17 protein-coding genes, 1 tRNA gene and 1 riboswitch are annotated in these 17,184 nt (G+C 70.4%); of the genes, 13 read left to right on the plus strand and 5 right to left on the minus strand.

Annotation, left to right across the window (positions count from 1 at the left end; translation table 11 throughout):
- Positions 1–168: 168 nt before the first annotated feature.
- Positions 169–1,482, minus strand: coding sequence for a PTS transporter subunit EIIC (locus GTY56_RS16850; protein WP_161366261.1), 1,314 nt, complete (start codon positions 1,480–1,482; stop codon positions 169–171).
- A gap of 160 nt (positions 1,483–1,642) precedes the next feature.
- Here GTY56_RS16850 and GTY56_RS16855 point away from each other — a divergent pair, with 160 nt between their 5' ends.
- From GTY56_RS16855 to rdgB, 4 genes are all read left to right on the plus strand, one after another.
- Positions 1,643–1,876 carry a PTS sugar transporter subunit IIB gene (locus tag GTY56_RS16855; RefSeq protein WP_033308152.1) on the plus strand — a complete coding sequence of 78 codons (234 nt, stop codon included), beginning with the start codon at positions 1,643–1,645 and terminating at the stop codon, positions 1,874–1,876.
- A gap of 103 nt (positions 1,877–1,979) precedes the next feature.
- Positions 1,980–2,717 carry a ribonuclease PH gene (gene rph, locus GTY56_RS16860; protein ID WP_161366205.1) on the plus strand — a complete coding sequence of 246 codons (738 nt, stop codon included), beginning with the start codon at positions 1,980–1,982 and terminating at the stop codon, positions 2,715–2,717.
- Positions 2,718–2,911: 194 nt separating this feature from the next.
- Positions 2,912–3,310, plus strand: coding sequence for a hypothetical protein (locus GTY56_RS16865; RefSeq protein WP_161366206.1), 399 nt, complete (start codon positions 2,912–2,914; stop codon positions 3,308–3,310).
- 102 nt (positions 3,311–3,412) lie between these two features.
- On the plus strand, positions 3,413–4,015 hold the full coding sequence (rdgB, locus tag GTY56_RS16870) for an RdgB/HAM1 family non-canonical purine NTP pyrophosphatase (protein ID WP_161366207.1): 603 nt from the start codon (positions 3,413–3,415) through the stop codon (positions 4,013–4,015).
- Between the two features lie 4 nt (positions 4,016–4,019).
- Here the strand turns inward: rdgB and GTY56_RS16875 are convergent.
- Together GTY56_RS16875 and bcp are read right to left on the minus strand one after the other, a co-directional pair.
- Positions 4,020–4,106: transfer RNA gene (locus GTY56_RS16875), tRNA-Leu, on the minus strand.
- 39 nt (positions 4,107–4,145) lie between these two features.
- Positions 4,146–4,613 carry a thioredoxin-dependent thiol peroxidase gene (bcp, locus tag GTY56_RS16880; protein ID WP_033308146.1) on the minus strand — a complete coding sequence of 156 codons (468 nt, stop codon included), beginning with the start codon at positions 4,611–4,613 and terminating at the stop codon, positions 4,146–4,148.
- Between the two features lie 95 nt (positions 4,614–4,708).
- Between bcp and GTY56_RS16885 the strand changes: the two genes are divergently transcribed.
- From GTY56_RS16885 to GTY56_RS16895, 3 genes are all read left to right on the plus strand, one after another.
- A complete protein-coding gene (locus GTY56_RS16885) occupies positions 4,709–5,038 on the plus strand; it encodes a DUF3618 domain-containing protein (protein WP_033308145.1) in 330 nt (109 codons plus the stop codon).
- A 44-nt stretch (positions 5,039–5,082) separates the two neighbouring features.
- Positions 5,083–5,439, plus strand: a complete 357-nt coding sequence (locus GTY56_RS16890) for a GroES family chaperonin (RefSeq protein ID WP_031140106.1) — start codon at positions 5,083–5,085, stop codon at positions 5,437–5,439.
- Between the two features lie 57 nt (positions 5,440–5,496).
- Positions 5,497–5,563: riboswitch (guanidine-III (ykkC-III) riboswitch) on the plus strand.
- Between the two features lie 34 nt (positions 5,564–5,597).
- Entirely contained in the window at positions 5,598–5,918 is a 321-nt protein-coding gene (locus tag GTY56_RS16895; protein ID WP_033308144.1) for a DMT family transporter, read from the plus strand.
- Positions 5,919–5,925: 7 nt separating this feature from the next.
- On the opposite strand, the gene GTY56_RS16900 is transcribed toward GTY56_RS16895, so the two are convergent.
- A complete protein-coding gene (locus GTY56_RS16900) occupies positions 5,926–8,334 on the minus strand; it encodes a transglycosylase domain-containing protein (RefSeq protein ID WP_161366208.1) in 2,409 nt (802 codons plus the stop codon).
- Between the two features lie 476 nt (positions 8,335–8,810).
- Between GTY56_RS16900 and GTY56_RS16905 the strand changes: the two genes are divergently transcribed.
- Genes GTY56_RS16905 through GTY56_RS16920 form a run of 4 tightly spaced genes read left to right on the plus strand, consistent with a single transcriptional unit; the run spans position 8,811 to position 12,197 of the window.
- Positions 8,811–9,611: an ABC-2 family transporter protein gene (locus GTY56_RS16905; RefSeq protein WP_161366262.1), complete on the plus strand. Its 801-nt coding sequence runs from the start codon at positions 8,811–8,813 to the stop codon at positions 9,609–9,611.
- Positions 9,604–10,425 (plus strand): ABC-2 family transporter protein, encoded by an 822-nt coding sequence (locus tag GTY56_RS16910; RefSeq protein WP_161366209.1) that lies wholly within the window; start codon positions 9,604–9,606, stop codon positions 10,423–10,425. Before GTY56_RS16905 ends, GTY56_RS16910 begins: the two co-directional genes overlap by 8 nt.
- Positions 10,383–11,438 (plus strand): ABC transporter ATP-binding protein, encoded by a 1,056-nt coding sequence (locus GTY56_RS16915; RefSeq protein WP_524540112.1) that lies wholly within the window; start codon positions 10,383–10,385, stop codon positions 11,436–11,438. The genes GTY56_RS16910 and GTY56_RS16915 overlap by 43 nt, the downstream gene beginning before the upstream one ends.
- Before the next feature lie 33 nt (positions 11,439–11,471).
- Positions 11,472–12,197, plus strand: a complete 726-nt coding sequence (locus tag GTY56_RS16920; protein WP_161366211.1) for a DUF1707 SHOCT-like domain-containing protein — start codon at positions 11,472–11,474, stop codon at positions 12,195–12,197.
- A gap of 211 nt (positions 12,198–12,408) precedes the next feature.
- On the opposite strand, the gene GTY56_RS16925 is transcribed toward GTY56_RS16920, so the two are convergent.
- The gene (locus GTY56_RS16925) at positions 12,409–13,743 is read right to left on the minus strand and encodes an SGNH/GDSL hydrolase family protein (protein ID WP_161366212.1); all 1,335 of its coding nucleotides are present in this window, start codon (positions 13,741–13,743) and stop codon (positions 12,409–12,411) included.
- A 194-nt stretch (positions 13,744–13,937) separates the two neighbouring features.
- Between GTY56_RS16925 and GTY56_RS16930 the strand changes: the two genes are divergently transcribed.
- Together GTY56_RS16930 and GTY56_RS16935 are read left to right on the plus strand one after the other, a co-directional pair.
- On the plus strand, positions 13,938–15,281 hold the full coding sequence (locus GTY56_RS16930) for a DUF445 domain-containing protein (RefSeq protein ID WP_202510310.1): 1,344 nt from the start codon (positions 13,938–13,940) through the stop codon (positions 15,279–15,281).
- A gap of 65 nt (positions 15,282–15,346) precedes the next feature.
- On the plus strand, positions 15,347–16,828 hold the full coding sequence (locus tag GTY56_RS16935) for an MFS transporter (RefSeq protein WP_161366214.1): 1,482 nt from the start codon (positions 15,347–15,349) through the stop codon (positions 16,826–16,828).
- The last annotated feature ends 356 nt before the right edge of the window (positions 16,829–17,184 follow it).

The following is a 17,184-nucleotide window of genomic DNA, read 5'->3' on the forward strand; positions in this document are numbered from 1 at the left end:
CCAGGGGGCACGGCGCCGCCCAGGAAGCATGTGTAAGGGGGACGGCGGCGTCTCAAAGAAAGGGGAACGCGGTCATCGCCGCGCGACCTCCACCGGTGAGTGGTGTAGACCAGTTGTAGCACGGTAGGCCGAACGAGTGGAACCCGCCAATTCCACCCACTGCGACGATCACGCCTTGGCGCTGTCCTCGACCTCTTCGGCGGGCTCACGCCCCGGAGTCCTCAGGTCAAACTTCGTGATCGCGAACCGGAAGATCACGTAGTAGAGGAGCGCGAACCCCAGCCCGATGGGGACGATCAGCCACGGTCTGGTCGCCAGATTCCAGTTGATGACGTAGTCGATCAGCCCCGCCGAGAAGCTGAACCCGTCATGCACACCCAGCCCCCACGTCACCGCCATCGAGGCCCCCGTCAACAGCGCGTGCACCACGTACAGCGCCGGCGCGACGAACAGGAACGAGTACTCGATCGGCTCCGTGATGCCCGTGACGAACGACGTCAGTGCCACCGACAGCATCAGGCCACCGACCTCCTTGCGCCGGTCGGGCCGCGCGCAGTGCGTGATCGCCAGCGCCGCCGCCGGCAGCGCGAACATCATGATCGGGAAGAACCCCGAAGTGAACTGGCCGGCATCCGGATCCCCCGCCAGGAACATGTTGATGTCGCCGTGCACCACCGTCCCGTCCGGCTTCGTGAACGAGCCGAACTGGAACCAGATGGGCACGTTCAGGAACTGGTGCAGCCCCACCACCAGCAACGCCCGGTTCGCCACCCCGAACACGCCGGCGCCCCACGCGTCCAGCCCGTCCATCCAGTCACTGAAGCTCTCCAGCGCGTCACCGACCGGCGGCCACACCCACAGGCACAGCGCGGCGAACGCGATCGCCACGAACGCCATGATGATCGGCACCAGCCGCCGCCCGTTGAAGAAGCCCAGCCAGTCCACCAGCCGCGTCCGGTGGAACCGGACCCAGAAGAACGCCGCCAGCAGTCCCATCACGATCCCGCCGAAGACTCCCGGATTCTGGAACGCGAACGCCGTGACCTCCCGGTCCCCGTCGGTCATCCGACACCCGACGTTCGGCACCGCCACCGACCCCTCGGGGCAGTCCTCGGGGAACTGCCGCAGCACCGTGAAGTACACGAGGAACCCCACCACCGCCGCCAGCGCCGTCGAACCGTCCGACTTCTTCGCCATCCCGATCGCAACGCCCACGCAGAACAGCAGCGGCAGCCCCAGCGACCCGTCCAGCAGCGCTCCGCCCGCCCCCGCCATCACCTTCGAGACGTTCGTCCAGCCGAGACCGTCGTCCCCGAACACGTCCGGCTGCCCCAGCCGGTTGAGGATCCCCGCCGCCGGCAGCACCGCGATCGGCAGCTGAAGGCTGCGGCCCATCTTCTGCAACCCCTGGAACAGCCGGTTCCAGCGCACGCGGGCGGGGCTGACGGCGGCCTCGGCGCCGGCAGGGCTGTCGGCACTCATTCCGGTCCCCTTTGTCGGGAGGCATACTCGTGGTGTAGACCAGTCGTTCGACGGTCGCGCCGATGGACGCCATCCTTCGGCACACACGACATGGCCGCTCGCGAAGTTGGGCCAACTGTGGGTTACTGCGACAAAGCGGTTCGGATCAGGGAGAACGAACATGGCCAGCAAGGCTGAGAAGATCGTTGCCGGGCTCGGCGGCATCGACAACATCGAAGAGGTCGAAGGCTGCATCACCCGCCTGCGGACCGAGGTCGTCGACCCCGCCAAGGTCGACGAGGCCGCCCTGAAGGCCGCCGGCGCCCACGGCGTCGTCAAGATGGGCACCGCGATCCAGGTCGTCATCGGCACCGACGCCGACCCCATCGCCGCGGACATCGAAGACATGATGTGAAGGGCGGGGATCGTCCCGGGCTTCACCCCCTGACACCCCACCGCACCAAGGGCCCCTCCCACCGCGGGAGGGGCCTTCCGCACGTACGGATAGGCTCAGCCGCATGTCTCGAATCGACGGCCGCACCCCCCAGCAGCTCCGCCCCATCACCATCGAGCGCGGCTGGAGCAAGCACGCCGAAGGCTCCGTCCTGGTCTCCTTCGGCGACACCAAGGTCTTCTGCACCGCCTCCGTCACCGAAGGCGTCCCGCGCTGGCGCAAGGGCAGCGGCGAAGGCTGGGTCACCGCCGAGTACTCCATGCTGCCCCGCGCCACCAACACCCGCGGCGACCGCGAGTCCGTCAAGGGCCGCATCGGCGGCCGCACCCACGAGATCAGCCGCCTCATCGGCCGGTCCCTGCGCGCCGTCATCGACTACAAGGCCCTCGGCGAGAACACCATCGTCCTCGACTGCGACGTCCTCCAGGCCGACGGCGGCACCCGCACGGCCGCGATCACCGGCGCCTACGTGGCACTGGCCGACGCCGTCGCCTGGGCCCAGGGCAAGAAGCTCATCAAGGCCGGCCGCAAGCCCCTCACCGGCACCGTCTCCGCCGTCTCCGTCGGCATCGTCGGCGGTGTCCCCCTCCTCGACCTCTGCTACGAGGAAGACGTCAAGGCCGACACCGACATGAACGTCGTCTGCACCGGCGACGGCCGCTTCGTCGAGGTCCAGGGCACCGCCGAGGCCGAGCCCTTCGACCGTGACGAACTGAACGCCCTCCTCGACCTCGCCGTCGCCGGCTGCGCCGATCTCGCCGCCCACCAGCGCACCGCACTCGACGCCGTCCTCGCGAAGTGAGCGCTCCCAGAAGTAAGCCGCTCCGAGAAGTAAGCCGCCCCCGATAAGTAAAGGGCATACCAAGACAGGTGCTCGGCCCGGGCAACCGAGCCGAGCACACTCGCGTCTGAAGGGGTACGGGCGCACGGCTCATCCCCGCGCGCCCGGCCAGCCACGCGGGCCCGACCGGCCCGCCGAACGAGAGGGACCGCTCCATGGCCGCGAGCCGCCGACGCCGCACCGCAGCCGTCGCCGCCACCCTGGCGGCCGTCGCGCTGACCGCCGGACTCACCACCGGCTGCGACGCCGTCAACAAGGCACTCGACTGCGTCCAGACCGCGGAAGCCGTCGCCGACAGCGTGACCGAGCTCCAGCAGGCCGTGGACAACGCGTCGAACGACCCGACGCAGATCGACGAGTCCATCCAGTCCATCGGCGACAACCTCGACAAGATCGGCGACAAGACGGACAACGCCGACCTGGACAAGGCGACCCAGGACATGCGCAAGGCTCTGATCGAGGTTCAGGGGGCCGTCGAGAACGGCGACCAGACGCCCGACATCAGCCCGGTCACGGACGCGGCGGGCGAGTTGACGAAGGTGTGCACGCCGTAGCACCGCGGGACGGTGACCGCGCGCGGGTGCGCCGTGGTCGCTCGCGCAGTTCCCCGCGCCCCTGAGGGGGCGCGGCCCACAGCCCCCGCAATACTGGGGCTCATGAGTCGCCTGATCCTCGCCACCCGTAACGCAGGGAAGATCACCGAACTTCGCGCGATCCTCGCCGAAGCCGGGCTGCCCCACGAACTCGTCGGCGCCGACGCCTACCCGGACATCCCCGACGTCAAGGAAACCGGGGTCACCTTCGCGGAGAACGCCCTCCTCAAGGCCCACGCCCTGTCACAGGCGACGGGCCTCCCTGCCGTCGCCGACGACTCGGGCCTCTGCGTGGACGTCCTCAACGGCGCCCCCGGCATCTTCTCCGCCCGCTGGGCCGGCCGGCACGGCGACGACAAGGCCAACCTGGACCTGCTCCTCGCCCAGCTCTCGGACATCGCCGACGAGCACCGCGGCGCCCACTTCGCCTGCGCGGCGGCACTGGCCCTGCCCGACGGCACGGAGAGGGTGGTCGAGGGACAGCTCCGCGGCACCCTCCGCCACGAACCGACGGGCACGGGCGGCTTCGGCTACGACCCGATCCTCCAGCCGGAGGGGGAGCGGCGTACGTGCGCCGAACTGACCCCCCAGGAGAAGAACGCGATCAGCCACCGGGGGAAGGCCTTCCGGGCGCTGGTGCCCGTCGTGCGCGAGCTGCTCGGCTGAACTCTGGTGCGGCCGGAGGGACTCGAACCCTCACGGGAGTTACCCCACTGGGACCTAAACCCAGCGTGACTGCCAGTTCCACCACGGCCGCCTGGCGTTGCCCGGCCATGCTACTGGTCGGGCAACGTCCTCAGACTCCCAGATCCTTGATGATCTTGGCGACGTGGCCCGTGGCCTTGACGTTGTACAGGGCGCGTTCGACCTTGCCCTCCTCGTCCACCACGATGGTGGAGCGGATGACGCCGACGACCGTCTTGCCGTACAGCTTCTTCTCGCCGAAGGCGCCGTAGGACTCCAGGACCTGCTTGTCCGGGTCGGCCAGCAGCGTGACCTTCAAGGACTCCTTGTCGCGGAACTTGGCCAGCTTCTCCGGCTTGTCGGGGGAGATGCCGATGACGTCGTAGCCCGCGCCCGCCAGCAGCTCCAGGTTGTCGGTGAAGTCGCAGGCCTGCTTCGTGCAGCCGGGCGTGAGGGCGGCCGGGTAGAAGTACACGATGACCTTGCGGCCCTTGTGGTCCGACAGGGACACCTCGGTGCCGTCGGCGTCGGGCAGGGTGAAGGCGGGGGCCACGTCCCCCGGCTGGAGTCGCTCGCTCATCTGGCCAGCGTAACCGGGGGTGCTGACAGTGTGATGACCCGTGGAGCTGACAGACTGTCCTGCACAGGCTTCACACCGACTTCGGAGGCGACACGGTGGCGGACACGGCGGACTCCAGGACCCCGGCGCAGATCGAGGCGGACATCAGGCGCCGCCGCGCGACCCTGGCCGAGACCCTCGACGAGATCGGGGTGCGCGTGCACCCCAAGACGATCGTCGGGGATGCCAAGGCCAAGGTCGCTTCCAACATTGATCACACCCTCGGACGGGCGTATGTGGGGGTCAACCGGGCCGTCACCGATGTGCGCGCTCGCTTCGTGGACGAGGACGGCGCGCCCCGGCTGGAGCGGGTCGTGCCCGTCGCGCTCGTCGTCGTGGGCGTGGTCGGGCTGCTCGCGGTCAGCACGCGGCGGCGCAAGGGCTGACCCGACTGCGTACGTTTGCGGGGAAGACAGGTAGGTTTCAGGGCGTGAGCGCCAAGAGAAACGAGCACAGTACCCATCCGGACAAGCTGCCGATCCGGATGCTGCACGACCGCGTACTCGTGCGGCAGGACACCAGCGAGGGCGAGCGGCGTTCCGGCGGCGGCATCCTGATCCCCGCCACGGCGGCGGTCGGCCGGCGGCTGGCGTGGGCCGAGGTCGTCGCGGTCGGGCAGAACGTGCGGACGGTGGAGGCGGGCGACCGGGTGCTCTTCGACCCGGAGGACCGCGCCGAGGTCGAGGTGCGGGGGATCGCGTACGTGCTGATGCGCGAGCGTGATCTGCACGCCGTGGCCGCGGACCGGTTCGAGGGCGCCGAGGACTCGACGGGCCTGTACCTCTAGGACCCGTGGCGCAGGGGCCGGTGACCACCGTCACCGGCCCCTGCGCCGTGCCGTGGGGCTTTGCTACGTTGGAGGGACCCCGACGAGACGCGCCGTACCGGGATCAAGGCAAAGACGACGCACCGACACCGTCAGCCCGTATCCCGGAGGTGCCCGTCATGGCCTGGGTTCTGCTCGTCGTCGCCGGTCTGCTGGAGGTGGGCTGGTCCGTCGGCATGAAGTACACCGACGGCTTCACCCGTCCGTTGCCCAGCCTGCTCACCGGCGCGGGCATCGTCGCCAGCATGCTGCTGCTGTCGCAGGCCGCCAAGACCCTTCCCATCGGAACCGCCTACGGCGTGTGGGTGGGGATCGGTGCGGCCGGGGCGGCGGTGTTCGGCATGGCGGTGCTGGGTGAGCCGGCGACCGCCGCCCGGATCTTCTTCGTGTGCCTGCTGCTGGTCGCCGTGGTGGGGCTGAAGGCGACCAGCGGTCACTGATCCGTCGCTACTCGCGGCGGGCGGTCTGCGGGACCACGCCCCAGCCGGGGCCGGTCGGGCCGCCCGTCGCGCCGCCGTCGCTCGTGTCGCCGCCTCCGCCCTCCGTGGTGCCGCCGTCGGCCGTGCCGCCGTCCGCCGTCCCGCCGTCGGTGGTGCCGCCGTCCCCGGTGCCGCCACCCGTAGGGGACTCGCCGCCGGTGCCGCCGTCGGTGGTGCCGCCGTCGGACTGGCCCTCGGTCTGCCCCTCGGGGGCGCTGGGGCTCTGCTCGGGCGCCTGGGTGCCGGTCTCCTCGCCTCCGGTGGTCGTGCCGCCGTCGGTGGTGCCGCCGGTGGTCGGGTCGGCCGGGGCCTCGCTGCTGGGGGCCTGCGAGACGTCGGAGCCGGGCTGGAGCCTGAGGTCGAACTCCTTGACGGGCTTGCCCTTGAGGGCGTCCTGGGTGAACTGCGTCCAGATCTCCGCCGGCGCCCCGCCGCCGTTGATGCGCGGCAGGCCCATCGCGCCGTACAGCGACTTGTGGGCGGCGGTGACCGGGTCCTGGCCCATGACGGAGACGACGGTGGCCAGGTCGGGGGTGTAGCCCGCGAACCAGGCCGCCGTGTCCTCCTCGGCGGTGCCGGTCTTGCCGGCGACGGGGCGTCCCGCGGCCTGCGCGGCGGAGGCCGTGCCGTTCTGGACGACGCTCCGCAGCATGGAGGTGGTGGTGTCGGCGGCCTCGCGGCTCACGGCCTGCCGGGTGCGCCGCTCGGGCAGTTCGACGGGCGTGCCCCCCTTGGTGACCTTCTCGACGATCGTGTAGGTGCCGTGCCGCCCGTGGTTGGCGAGCGTGGCGTAGGCCTCCGCCATGTCGAGGACGCTGGCGGTGGCCGTGCCGAGCGCGATGGCGGGACCGTCGGCGAGGTCGGGGGTGGTCTCGGGGACGCCGAGGTCGATCGCGGTCTGCTTGACCTTCGCGGGGCCGACGTCGGCGGCCATCTGCGCGTACACCGAGTTCACGGACCTGTCGGTGGCCTCGGTGACGGTGATGTCGCCGTAGGAGCGCTGGTCCTCGTTCTCGGGGGCGTAGGGGTCGCCGGTCCAGCCCTGGACGGAGCGCTTGTTGGTGCCGTCGTAGATCGTGTTCGGGGTGATGACGCGGCCGTCCTGGGTCTCCGAGTGGTTCTCGACGGCCGAGGTGAACACGAACGGCTTGAACGTCGAGCCGACCTGGAAGTCCCTGCGGGTGGCGTTCGGCGTGTACTGCTTGACGTAGTCGATGCCGTTGTACATCGCCACGACCTTGCCGGTCTTCGGGTCCACGGAGGCGCCGCCCGCGCGGACGTACGTGTCGACCTTGTTCTTCTTGTCGAGCTTGGACATCAGCTTGTCGTTGACGGCCTTGACGAACGCGTCCTGCTTGCCCTTCTGAAGGGTGGTCGTGATGCGGTAGCCGCCGGCGTCGAGCTTGCTCTCGTCGATGATCTTGTTCTGGGTGAGGTAGTCCTTGACGATCCGGACGATGTAGCCGCGCTGCCCGGACATGCCGGTGGAGAGGGTGGACTCCTTCGGCATGGGGAACTTCATGCCCGCCCGCTTCGACTCGCTGAGCCAGCCCTTCTTGACCATGCCGTCCAGGACGTAGTTCCAGCGGGACTCGGCGGCCTTGCGGTTCTCCGGGTGCGCGACGACGTCGTACTGGCTGGGGGCGTTGACGAGCGCGGCGAGGTAGGCGGAGCGGGCCGGGTCGAGGTCCTTGGCGTCCATGCCGTAATAGGCCTGCGCGGCGGCCTGGATGCCGTAGGCGTTGCGGCCGAAGTAGCTGGTGTTGAGGTAGCCCTCCAGGATGTGGTCCTTGCTCACCTCACGGTCCAGCTTGATCGAGATGAAGAACTCCTTGGCCTTGCGCGTGACGGTCTGTTCCTGGCGCAGGTAGTAGTTCTTCACGTACTGCTGGGTGATCGTGGAGCCGGACTGCTTGCCCTTGCCGAGGGCGGTGTTCCAGGCGGCGCGGACCATGGCCTTGGGGTCGACGGCGGACTCGGTGTAGAAGTCGCGGTCCTCGGCGGCCAGGATCGCGTGCCGGGCGGGCTTGGAGATCTGAGGGAGGGTGACGTTCTCCCGGTTGACCTCGCCGTCGCGGGCGATCACCGAGCCGTCCGCGTACAGGTAGACGTTGGCCTGCTTGGTGGCGAGCGCGTTGGCCGGGGGGATCTTCACGAGCGAGTAGCCCAGGAAGAACCCGCCGACCAGCAGCAGGACGACGATGACGAAGCCGCCGAGCGTCATGCGCCAGGTCGGGATCGCCCGGCGCCAGCCGGTCCGCTTCGGTTTCCCGGCCGCCGTGGCCGCGGGCGTGCCCGGGTCGCCGTCGGCGTGCGCCTGCGGCTGGCTCGCTGCCCAGCCCGGATTCGGCTGCTGCGGCTGAGGCTCGTCACTCATGTCGTGCACGGACTCCTGTTTCGCGTCGTACGTCGTTCCCGTACGTCTCTGCTCGCTCTTGCGCCCCTGTGATGAAGACTGTCCCATCCGTTGATCAGTTCCCTGATCGAGGGCCGTGTCGTGTGCCGTGCGGTGGGACGGGCCGCGTGCGGGCGGGTGCGCGGGCGGCACGGGGTGAAACGTGCTGCTCCGCACGCCTGCCCGAATCGTGATCTCGCCTACGCCACATTCGCCCGAAGGGGGACACGGCCGTGATCGCGACGGCTCGTACGCTCCGCCCGGCCGGCACCACCGCCACGCCGCTCGCCCCGGCCACGGGCGCCTCGGCCCACGCGGACGCAACGGATCGTACCGTCTGGGCCGGTGCTCACTCGCCCTGCGGCACCCCCGCCGCTCCCCGAAATTGCGTAGCACGCCCGATATCCGGCCCACTAGGCTCCTGCGCTTCGGTGCCGGCGGCGAGGAGGGCTGTGGATGTGGGCTCGGGACGGTTGTACGCGGCCGTCGCGGCGGGGGGCTTCCGGCGGTACGCGACCTATCGGGCGGCCACGGTGGCCGGAGTGTTCACCAACACCGTCTTCGGCGTCATCCTCGTCTACACGTATCTGGCGCTGTGGCACGAGAAACCGCACCTCGGGGGGTACGACCAGGCACAGGCGGTGACCTACGTCTGGCTGGGGCAGTGCCTCTACGCGACCCTCGCGATCCAGGGCGGCGGCGCGGAGAAGGACCTGATGGAGCGCATCCGCACCGGTGAGATCGCCGTCGACCTGTACCGGCCGGCCGATCTTCAGCTGTGGTGGCTGGCCGGGGACGTGGGGCGGGCTCTGTTCCAGCTGCTGGGGCGGGGTGTGGTGCCGTTCGTGTTCGGCGCGGTCTTCTTCCCGATGGCTCTGCCGACGGACCTCACCCCGTGGGCGGCATTCGCGGTGACGCTGCTGCTGGCGGCGGTCGTGAGCTTCGCCCTGCGCTATCTGGCGGCGCTGAGCGTGTTCTGGCTGATGGACGGCATGGGCGTCAACCAGGTCCTGATGGTCACGGGGATCTTCTTCTCGGGCATGGTGCTGCCGCTGAACGCCTTCCCGGGCGTGCTCGGCGAGGTCGTGCGGGTGCTGCCGTGGGCGGCGCAGATCCAGATGCCGGCGGACGTGCTGATGGGGGAGACCGACCCGCTCGGGGCGTTCGCCTTCCAGGCGGCATGGGCGGTGGCACTGCTGGCGGCGGGGCGGCTGTTGCAGTCGGCCGCGACGCGCCGGGTGGTGGTGCAGGGTGGCTGAGCGCGCTGCTCTGGCCGAAGGGCTGCGGGCCTACCGGCTGATCGCCGGGATGTGGGTCCGGTCGAGCATGACCTACCGCACCTCCTTCGTCGTCACGGTGCTCGGGAACCTGACGGTGACCGGCCTGGACTTCGTGGGGATCCTGCTGATGTTCTCGCAGGTGGACTCACTGGGCGGCTGGTCGCTGCCCGAGGTCGCCTTCCTCTACGGACTGTCCGTGACGTCGTTCGGGATCGCCGATCTGGCGCTCGGCTCGATGGACGTCCTGGGCGCCCGGATGCGCGACGGCTCCTTCGACACGCTGCTGGTGCGTCCGGCGCCGGTGCTCGCCCAGGTGGGGGCCGACCGCTTCGCGCTGCGCCGGCTGGGCCGGATCACCCAGGGCGCGGTGGTGCTGGGCTGGGCGCTGGCGTCGGTGGACGTCGACTGGAGCGCGTCCAAGGTGCTGCTGGTGCCGGTGATGGTGGTGAGCGGCGCGGCGATCTTCTCTGCGGTGTTCGTGGCGGGCGCGGCCTTCCAGATCTACGCCCAGGACGCCGCCGAGGTGCAGAACGCGTTCACCTACGGCGGGACGACGCTGTTGCAGTATCCGCCGACCGTGTTCGGCAAGGACCTGGTGCGGGGCGTGACCTTCATGCTGCCGCTGGCCTTCGTCAACTGGGTGCCCGCCGCCCACGTGCTGGGGCGGCCGTACCCGGTCGGGCTGCCCGGGTGGGCGGCGTTCGCCTCGCCGCTGGTGGCGGTGGCCTGCTGTCTGCCGGCCGGGCTGGCGTGGCGGACGGGGCTTCGTTCGTACCGGAGTACAGGGAGTTGACCCGGGTGGACAGCACATTCATCGAACTCGACGGGGTCGAGAAGGTCTTCGAGGTGCGCAGGAAGACCGGCTTCATGAAGCGGGAGCGGCGGCAGGTGAGGGCCGTCGACTCCATCTCCTTCCGGGTGGAACGGGGCGAGATGGTGGGCTACATCGGGCCCAACGGCGCCGGCAAGTCCACCACGATCAAGATGCTGACGGGCATCCTCACGCCCAGTGCGGGCCGGCTCAGGGTGGCCGGCATCGATCCCTCCCGGGAGCGGACGCGCCTGGCGCACCGCATCGGCGTGGTGTTCGGACAGCGCACGACGCTGTGGTGGGACCTGCCGCTGCTCGCCTCCTACCGGCTGATGCACCGCATGTACCGCATCCCGGACGCCCGTTACCGGGAGAACCTCGACCGTCTGGTCGAACTCCTCGACCTGGGCGACCTGCTCGACGTGCCGGTTCGGCAGCTCTCCCTCGGGCAGCGGATGCGCGGCGACATCGTGGCGGCCCTGCTGCACGACCCGGAGGTGCTGTACCTCGACGAGCCGACCATCGGTCTGGACGTCGTGTCGAAGTCCAAGGTGCGCGAGTTCCTGCGGGAGTTGAACACCGAGCGCGGCACGACGGTGCTGCTGACCACGCACGACCTCCAGGACATCGAGCAGTTGTGCAAGCGGGTGATGGTCATCGACCACGGGCGCCTGATGTACGACGGTCCGCTCGCCGGGCTGCACGAGGCGGGGGAGAGCGAGCGGACCCTGGTCGTGGACCTGGAGCGGGAACTGCCGCCGATCGAGGCGCCGGCGCCGGCACGGGTCGTCCGGGTGGACGGTCCGCGGCAGTGGCTCGCGTTCCCGGCGGGGGAGTCGGCGGCGCCGCTGGTGGCGCGGATCGCGGCCGAGTACCCGCTGGTCGACCTGTCGGTGCGGGAGCCGGACATCGAGGCGGTGATCGCGAAGATGCTGCATGTGTCGGGGGACACCCCCGGGCCCCCGCCGGAACAGGCCGAGCGGGCGATCTCGTAGCCCCCGGCGGGGTGAACTCGTAGGCTGCTGTGTATGACCGACGACGCCGTCCCGGACCTCCGAGCCTCCGACGCCGACCGTGAACGGGTCGCCGAGATCCTGCGGGACGCCCTCGCCGAGGGCCGTCTCGACATGGCGGAGTTCGAGGAGCGGCTCGACGCGACGTACCGGGCCCGGACGTACGGGGAACTGGCGCCCATCACCCGGGACCTGCCGGCCGCGGGCGTGACCGTCCCGGCGGTGTCCCTGACGAAGGACCCGGCGGCCGGGCCGGACTGGTCCGGGCGGATCACCGGCGGTGAGGGGTCCTCCACGTGGGCCGTCGCCGTGATGTCGGGCTTCCAGCGCAAGGGGCGCTGGACAATGCCCCGGCGGTTCACCTGCTTCGCCTTCTGGGGCGGCGGGGAGATCGACCTGCGCGAGGCGAACTTCGCGGACCGCGAGGTCGAGGTCAACGCGATCGCGATCATGGGCGGGGTGGATGTGATCGTGCCGCCCGGCGTCGAGGTCGTCGTCCGCGGCATCGGCATCATGGGCGGCTTCGACCACCGCGAGGAGGGCGTGCCGGGGGAGCCGGGCGCCCCGCGGGTCGTCGTCACGGGCTTCGCGTTCTGGGGCGGCGTCGGGGTGCAGCGGAAGCTGACCCGGGCGGAGAAGCTGCGCATCCGCGAGGAACGCCGCCAGGAGAAGCTGGAGCGCAGGGCGGAGCGGCGGGAGCTGGGCGAGCCGCGCCGACGGAACTCCCACTGGGAGCACTGACGCCGGGCCCTGGGCTCGAACCCGGCTCCGGGCCCGAGCCTCGGCTTATGGGCCGACCCCCGATCTCCGACCCCCGGTCTCCGACCCCCGATCTCCCACCTCCGGGCTCCGGGCCCTGAGTTCGATCCCCGAAGCCCGAGTCCCGACCCCGGCAGCCGTGTGCCCGCCGCCTCCGGGGAGGCAACGGGCACGGGGCGGGCCGAGCCGGGGACTACAGCTCCGCCGGGGCCGATCCCTTCAGCGTCTCCAGGTCGAAGGACTCCGCCATCCGCGCGTACCCCTTGTCGCTGGGGTGCAGGTGGTCGCCGGAGTCGTAGTCGGCCCGCAGCCGCCGCGGGTCGTACGGGTCCCGCAGCGCCTGGTCGAAGTCGGCCACGGCGTCGAACACCCGCCCGGCGCGGATCTCCGCGTTGATCGTCTGGCGGACCGCCTCCCGGGCCTCCGTGTACCCGCGGTGCCCGTAGAACGGCATCAGGGTCGCGCCGACGACCTTCACGCCGCGCGCGTGGGCCTGCCCGACCATCGTGCGCAGGCCGTTCAGGATCGCGTTCGGCTCGGCGAGCCGGGGGTTGCGCAGGATGTCGTTGACGCCGAGGTCGATGACGACGACCTTGACGTTCGTCCGCTCCATGACGTCCCGCCCGAAGCGGTTCAGCCCGCTGGGGTTGTCGGCGGGGCGGCCCAGCCCGTCGGCGAGGACCTGGTTGCCGCTGATGCCCTGGTTGACGACGCTGTAGCGGGGCAGGTCACGCCCGGCCGCGATCTCCGCGCGCAGCCGGTCGGAGAGCACGTCCGTCCACCGGCTGTTGGTGTCCGGCGTCGAGGTGATGCCGTCGGTCAGCGAGTCGCCGAGGGCGACGATCGTGCCGTCGGACTCGTTGCTCAGCACGTCCAGCGCGGTCAGGTAGCGCCAGGAGCCGGTCCGCTCGGTGTACGGCGTGCCGGTCGCGTCCTGCGTGTGGTCGCCCTGCGCGACGTAGGAGACCTGCCGGGCGTGCCGGTGGTAGGTCACCGGGCCCGAGCTGGTGGGCGTGTAGGTGGTGATCAGGACGTCGGAGTCGTGCGGGACGACGACCCGTACGGCGTCGCTCATGACCTGCCGGCCGGGCGGGATGACGACCGTGGGCCCGCCGCCGAAGGTCAGCTGCCGCATGGTGTCCGCGAGCGCCGCCGCCGTGCCGCTGCCCGCGGACACGGCGATCGTCGCCCGCGTGATGTTCAGCGGCGACTGGCCGTAGAGATTGGACAGCGTCACGCGGGCACCCGTACCCCCGACGCTGGTGTGGACGACGTTGCGTACCGAACGGTTCGCCATGCCGGTCGTCTCGGTACCGGGTTCGGCGGCGGAGGGGGACGTGGACCAGGTGCCGACCCAGGTGCCGGTGGAGGCGGGGGCGGCGGAGTTGTGGGGGGCGCGGCCGTCGCCGAGGGCGTTCCGGGTGCGCAGGCCGTCGTCGGACGCCACGCCGACGTATATGGCGGTGGAAAGGGCCACGATCGCTGCGACGACCAGGGCCAGGAGGGCGTAGCCACGTCCTCGGGTCATGCTGTTCAGTTCTCCTCGGGCGATGGGAGCCCAAGGCTCCGATCTGATGTGCCCATGATGCGGCATGGGCCGGGGGGAGCTCACAGGACCCCATGGCATTCCCCCCTCCCGACAGACGCCGGGAACCTCTGTTCCGTTCCAGGAGTCGGTCAGGAAGGGACAATGTGTGCGGGATCACCAAGCGGGTGGAGCGGATGGAACGGACGAAAGCAGCAGAAAAGGGCGCCGGTACCGGAGGGCAGCATGCCCGGCCCGGCGGCGCCGTGAACCGTGCGATGACGACCTTCAGCCCGGCGGACGAGGAAAAGCAGCGCGGTGTGCGGCAGATGAAGCTCACCGCCACCGGACTCCTGCTGTTCGTGGCCGTGGTCTACGTCCTCGCCAAGTGGGCGCAGAACTCCGGCGCCGGCCCCTGGGCGGGCTATGTCGCCGCGGCCGCCGAGGCGGGCATGGTCGGCGCGCTCGCCGACTGGTTCGCCGTCACCGCCCTCTTCCGGCACCCCCTCGGCATCCCCATCCCGCACACCGCGATCATCCCCACCAAGAAGGACCAGCTCGGCGTCTCCCTGGGCGAGTTCGTCGGCGAGAACTTCCTCTCCGAGGACGTCGTACGGCAGCGGCTGCGCGCCGTCGGCATCGGCAGCCGGCTCGGCGCCTGGCTCGCCGTCCCCGAACACGCTGACCGGGTCACCGCCGAGCTGTCCACCGCCCTGCGCGGCGCCCTGACGGTCCTGCGGGACTCCGACGTCCAGGCGGTGGTCGGGGAGGCCATCACCCGCCGGGCCAACGCCCAGGAGATCGGGCCCGGCATCGGCAAGATGCTGGAGAAGGTCGTCGCCGACGGCGGCCACAAACGGGTCGTCGACCTCGTCGTCAACCGCGCGCACGACTGGCTGGTGCTGCACCGCGAGGAGGTGATGGACGCCGTCGAGGGCGGCGCCCCCGGCTGGACGCCGAAGTTCGTCGACCGCAAGGTCGGCGAGCGGGTCTACCGGGAGCTGCTGCGCTTCGCCACCGAGATGCGCGACATGCCCGCTCACCCCGCCCGCGGCGCCCTCGACCGCTTCCTCACCGACTTCGCCTCCGACCTCCAGTCCGACACCGACACCCGGGCCCGCGTCGAGCGGCTCAAGGGCGAGGTGCTGGGCCGCGGCGAGGTCCAGGACCTCATCGCCAGCGCCTGGACGGCCGTACGATCCATGATCGTCGCCGCCGCGGAGGACGAACGCAGCGAGCTGCGGCTGCGTGTGCGGGCGTCCCTGCTGTCGCTGGGCTCCCGGATGGCGGCCGAGCGCAAGGTCCAGGACAAGGTCGACCGGTGGGTGGAGGACGCGGCCGTCTACGTCGTCACCACCTACCGCAAGGAGATCACCTCCTTGATCACGGACACGGTGGCGAGCTGGGACGCGGAGCACACCACGAAGAAGATCGAGGCCAACATCGGCCGCGACCTGCAGTTCATCCGCATCAACGGCACGGTCGTCGGCTCCCTGGCCGGGCTGCTGATCTACACGGTCTCCCGCGCGCTGGGGGCGTAAATCCGGGGCGTGAGAAAAGGCGCCCAGGGCACTCGAACCGGGTTCGCTCGATGGGGAGGGAGCCCATGACCACCGCGCAGGCCGAGACCGGCCGAACCGTGACGACCGACATCCCCGCCCGCCTCGACCGCCTCCCGTGGTCGCGCTGGCACTGGACGATCGTCATCGGTCTCGGCACCGTGTGGATCCTCGACGGACTCGAAGTCACCGTCGTCGGCAACATCGCCGGCCGCCTGTCCGAACCCGGCAGCGGTCTGCCCATCACCTCCGGCGAGGTCACCGGCATGGCGGCCGCCCTGTACGTGGCGGGCGCCTGCCTGGGCGCCCTCTTCTGGGGCCGTCTGACCGACAAATGGGGGCGTAAAAAACTCTTCATGATCACCCTGGCGGTCTACCTGGGAGCCACGGCCCTCACCGCCATCTCCTTCGACACCTGGTGGTTCTTCCTCTTCCGCTTCCTGACCGGTTTCGGCATCGGCGGCGAGTACGCGGCCATCAACTCCGCGATCGACGAGCTGATCCCCAAGGAGTACCGCGGCCGCACCGACCTGATGATCAACGGCAGCTTCTGGCTGGGAGCCGTCTTCGGCTCGCTGCTGTCGGTCGTCGCGCTGGACACGGACATCTTCGCGGCGAACGTCGGCTGGCGCCTCACCTTCGCCCTCGGCGCGGTCCTCGCCCTGGTGATCCTCCTCGTCCGCCGGCACGTCCCCGAAAGCCCGCGGTGGCTGCTGATCCACGGCCGCGACGACGAAGCGGAACGCATCGTCTCCTCCATCGAACGCAAGATCGAAGAGGAGAGGGGTGAGCCGCTGCCGCGCCCCGAGGGCGAGATCACCATCCACCAGCGCCGCAGCGTCTCCTTCATCGAGATCGGCCGCACGGTCTTCTCCGACTACCGCAGGCGCGCCATCCTCGGCTTCTCCCTCTTCATCGGCCAGGCCTTCCTCTACAACGCGATCACCTTCGGCTTCGGCGCGATCCTGACCACGTTCTTCGACGTCCCGAGCGGCAACACCGGCTACTACTTCGCCGTCATCGCGCTCGGCAACTTCTTCGGCCCGCTGCTCCTCGGCAAGCTCTTCGACACGGTCGGCCGCCGCATCATGATCTCCGGCACGTACATCCTGTCCGGCCTGCTCCTCTTCGGCACGGCCTGGCTCTTCGACCAGGGCTCCCTGAGCGCGGCCACGATGACGGCATGCTGGTGCACGGTCCTGTTCTTCGCCTCGGCCGGCGCGTCCAGCGCCTACCTGACCGTCTCCGAGGTCTTCCCCATGGAGACCCGCGCCATGTCGATCGCGTTCTTCTACGCCATCGGCACGGCAGCGGGCGGCATCAGCGGCCCGCTCCTCTTCGCCAAGCTCACGGAATCCGGCGTCGTCGGCGACACGGTCCTCGCCTTCTCGATCGGCGCGACGCTGATGTGCCTGGCGGGCCTGGTCGCGGCGCTCCTGGCGGTGAAGGCGGAACGCCGCTCCCTGGAGGACATCGCGAAGCCGCTGACGGCGGCGGGCAGCGGGGCCGGTGGAGGGGCCAGGGTGTGACGGCCTGGGGTACGGCCGATCCCATCCGCTGAGAGGCGTGCGAGCGCGGACCGGTTTCCGCGCTCGCACGCCGCTGCTGCCGTCCGTGGACGGGTGAGAGGCTGCGCGGCAGCCGCTGCTCGTGTGTTGCCCGGCCGCAGCGTGGGTGCTGTTCGCCTGGTGCCTGGCCGTAGTGCGGGGCGGGTGCTGTTCGTCCGGTGCCTGGCCGTAGCGCGGGCGCTGCTCGTCCGTCCCCCCGCCGCATCACAGCCGCTACTCGTCCGCTCCCCGCCGCATCAGAGCCGCTACTCGTCCGCTCCCCGCCGCATCACAGCGGTTACTCGTCCGCTCCCCGCCGCATCACAGCGGTTACTCGT

The organism is Streptomyces sp. SID5643 (genome assembly GCF_009872555.1).
Taxonomy (GTDB): Bacteria; Actinomycetota; Actinomycetes; order Streptomycetales; family Streptomycetaceae; genus Streptomyces; species Streptomyces iakyrus.

Bases quoted from the DNA above. Each gene is read 5' to 3' on its own strand.
- GTY56_RS16850 (WP_161366261.1), bottom strand. From the start codon at position 1,482: ATGAGTGCCGACAGCCCTGCCGGCGCCGAGGCCGCCGTCAGCCCCGCC.
- GTY56_RS16895 (WP_033308144.1), top strand. From the start codon at position 5,598: ATGGCCTGGGTTCTGCTCGTCGTCGCCGGTCTGCTGGAGGTGGGCTGG.
- GTY56_RS16865 (WP_161366206.1), top strand. From the start codon at position 2,912: ATGGCCGCGAGCCGCCGACGCCGCACCGCAGCCGTCGCCGCCACCCTG.
- bcp (WP_033308146.1), bottom strand. From the start codon at position 4,613: ATGAGCGAGCGACTCCAGCCGGGGGACGTGGCCCCCGCCTTCACCCTG.
- GTY56_RS16855 (WP_033308152.1), top strand. From the start codon at position 1,643: ATGGCCAGCAAGGCTGAGAAGATCGTTGCCGGGCTCGGCGGCATCGAC.
- GTY56_RS16925 (WP_161366212.1), bottom strand. From the start codon at position 13,743: ATGACCCGAGGACGTGGCTACGCCCTCCTGGCCCTGGTCGTCGCAGCG.
- rph (WP_161366205.1), top strand. From the start codon at position 1,980: ATGTCTCGAATCGACGGCCGCACCCCCCAGCAGCTCCGCCCCATCACC.
- GTY56_RS16900 (WP_161366208.1), bottom strand. From the start codon at position 8,334: ATGAGTGACGAGCCTCAGCCGCAGCAGCCGAATCCGGGCTGGGCAGCG.
- GTY56_RS16930 (WP_202510310.1), top strand. From the start codon at position 13,938: ATGGAACGGACGAAAGCAGCAGAAAAGGGCGCCGGTACCGGAGGGCAG.
- GTY56_RS16935 (WP_161366214.1), top strand. From the start codon at position 15,347: ATGACCACCGCGCAGGCCGAGACCGGCCGAACCGTGACGACCGACATC.
- rdgB (WP_161366207.1), top strand. From the start codon at position 3,413: ATGAGTCGCCTGATCCTCGCCACCCGTAACGCAGGGAAGATCACCGAA.
- GTY56_RS16920 (WP_161366211.1), top strand. From the start codon at position 11,472: ATGACCGACGACGCCGTCCCGGACCTCCGAGCCTCCGACGCCGACCGT.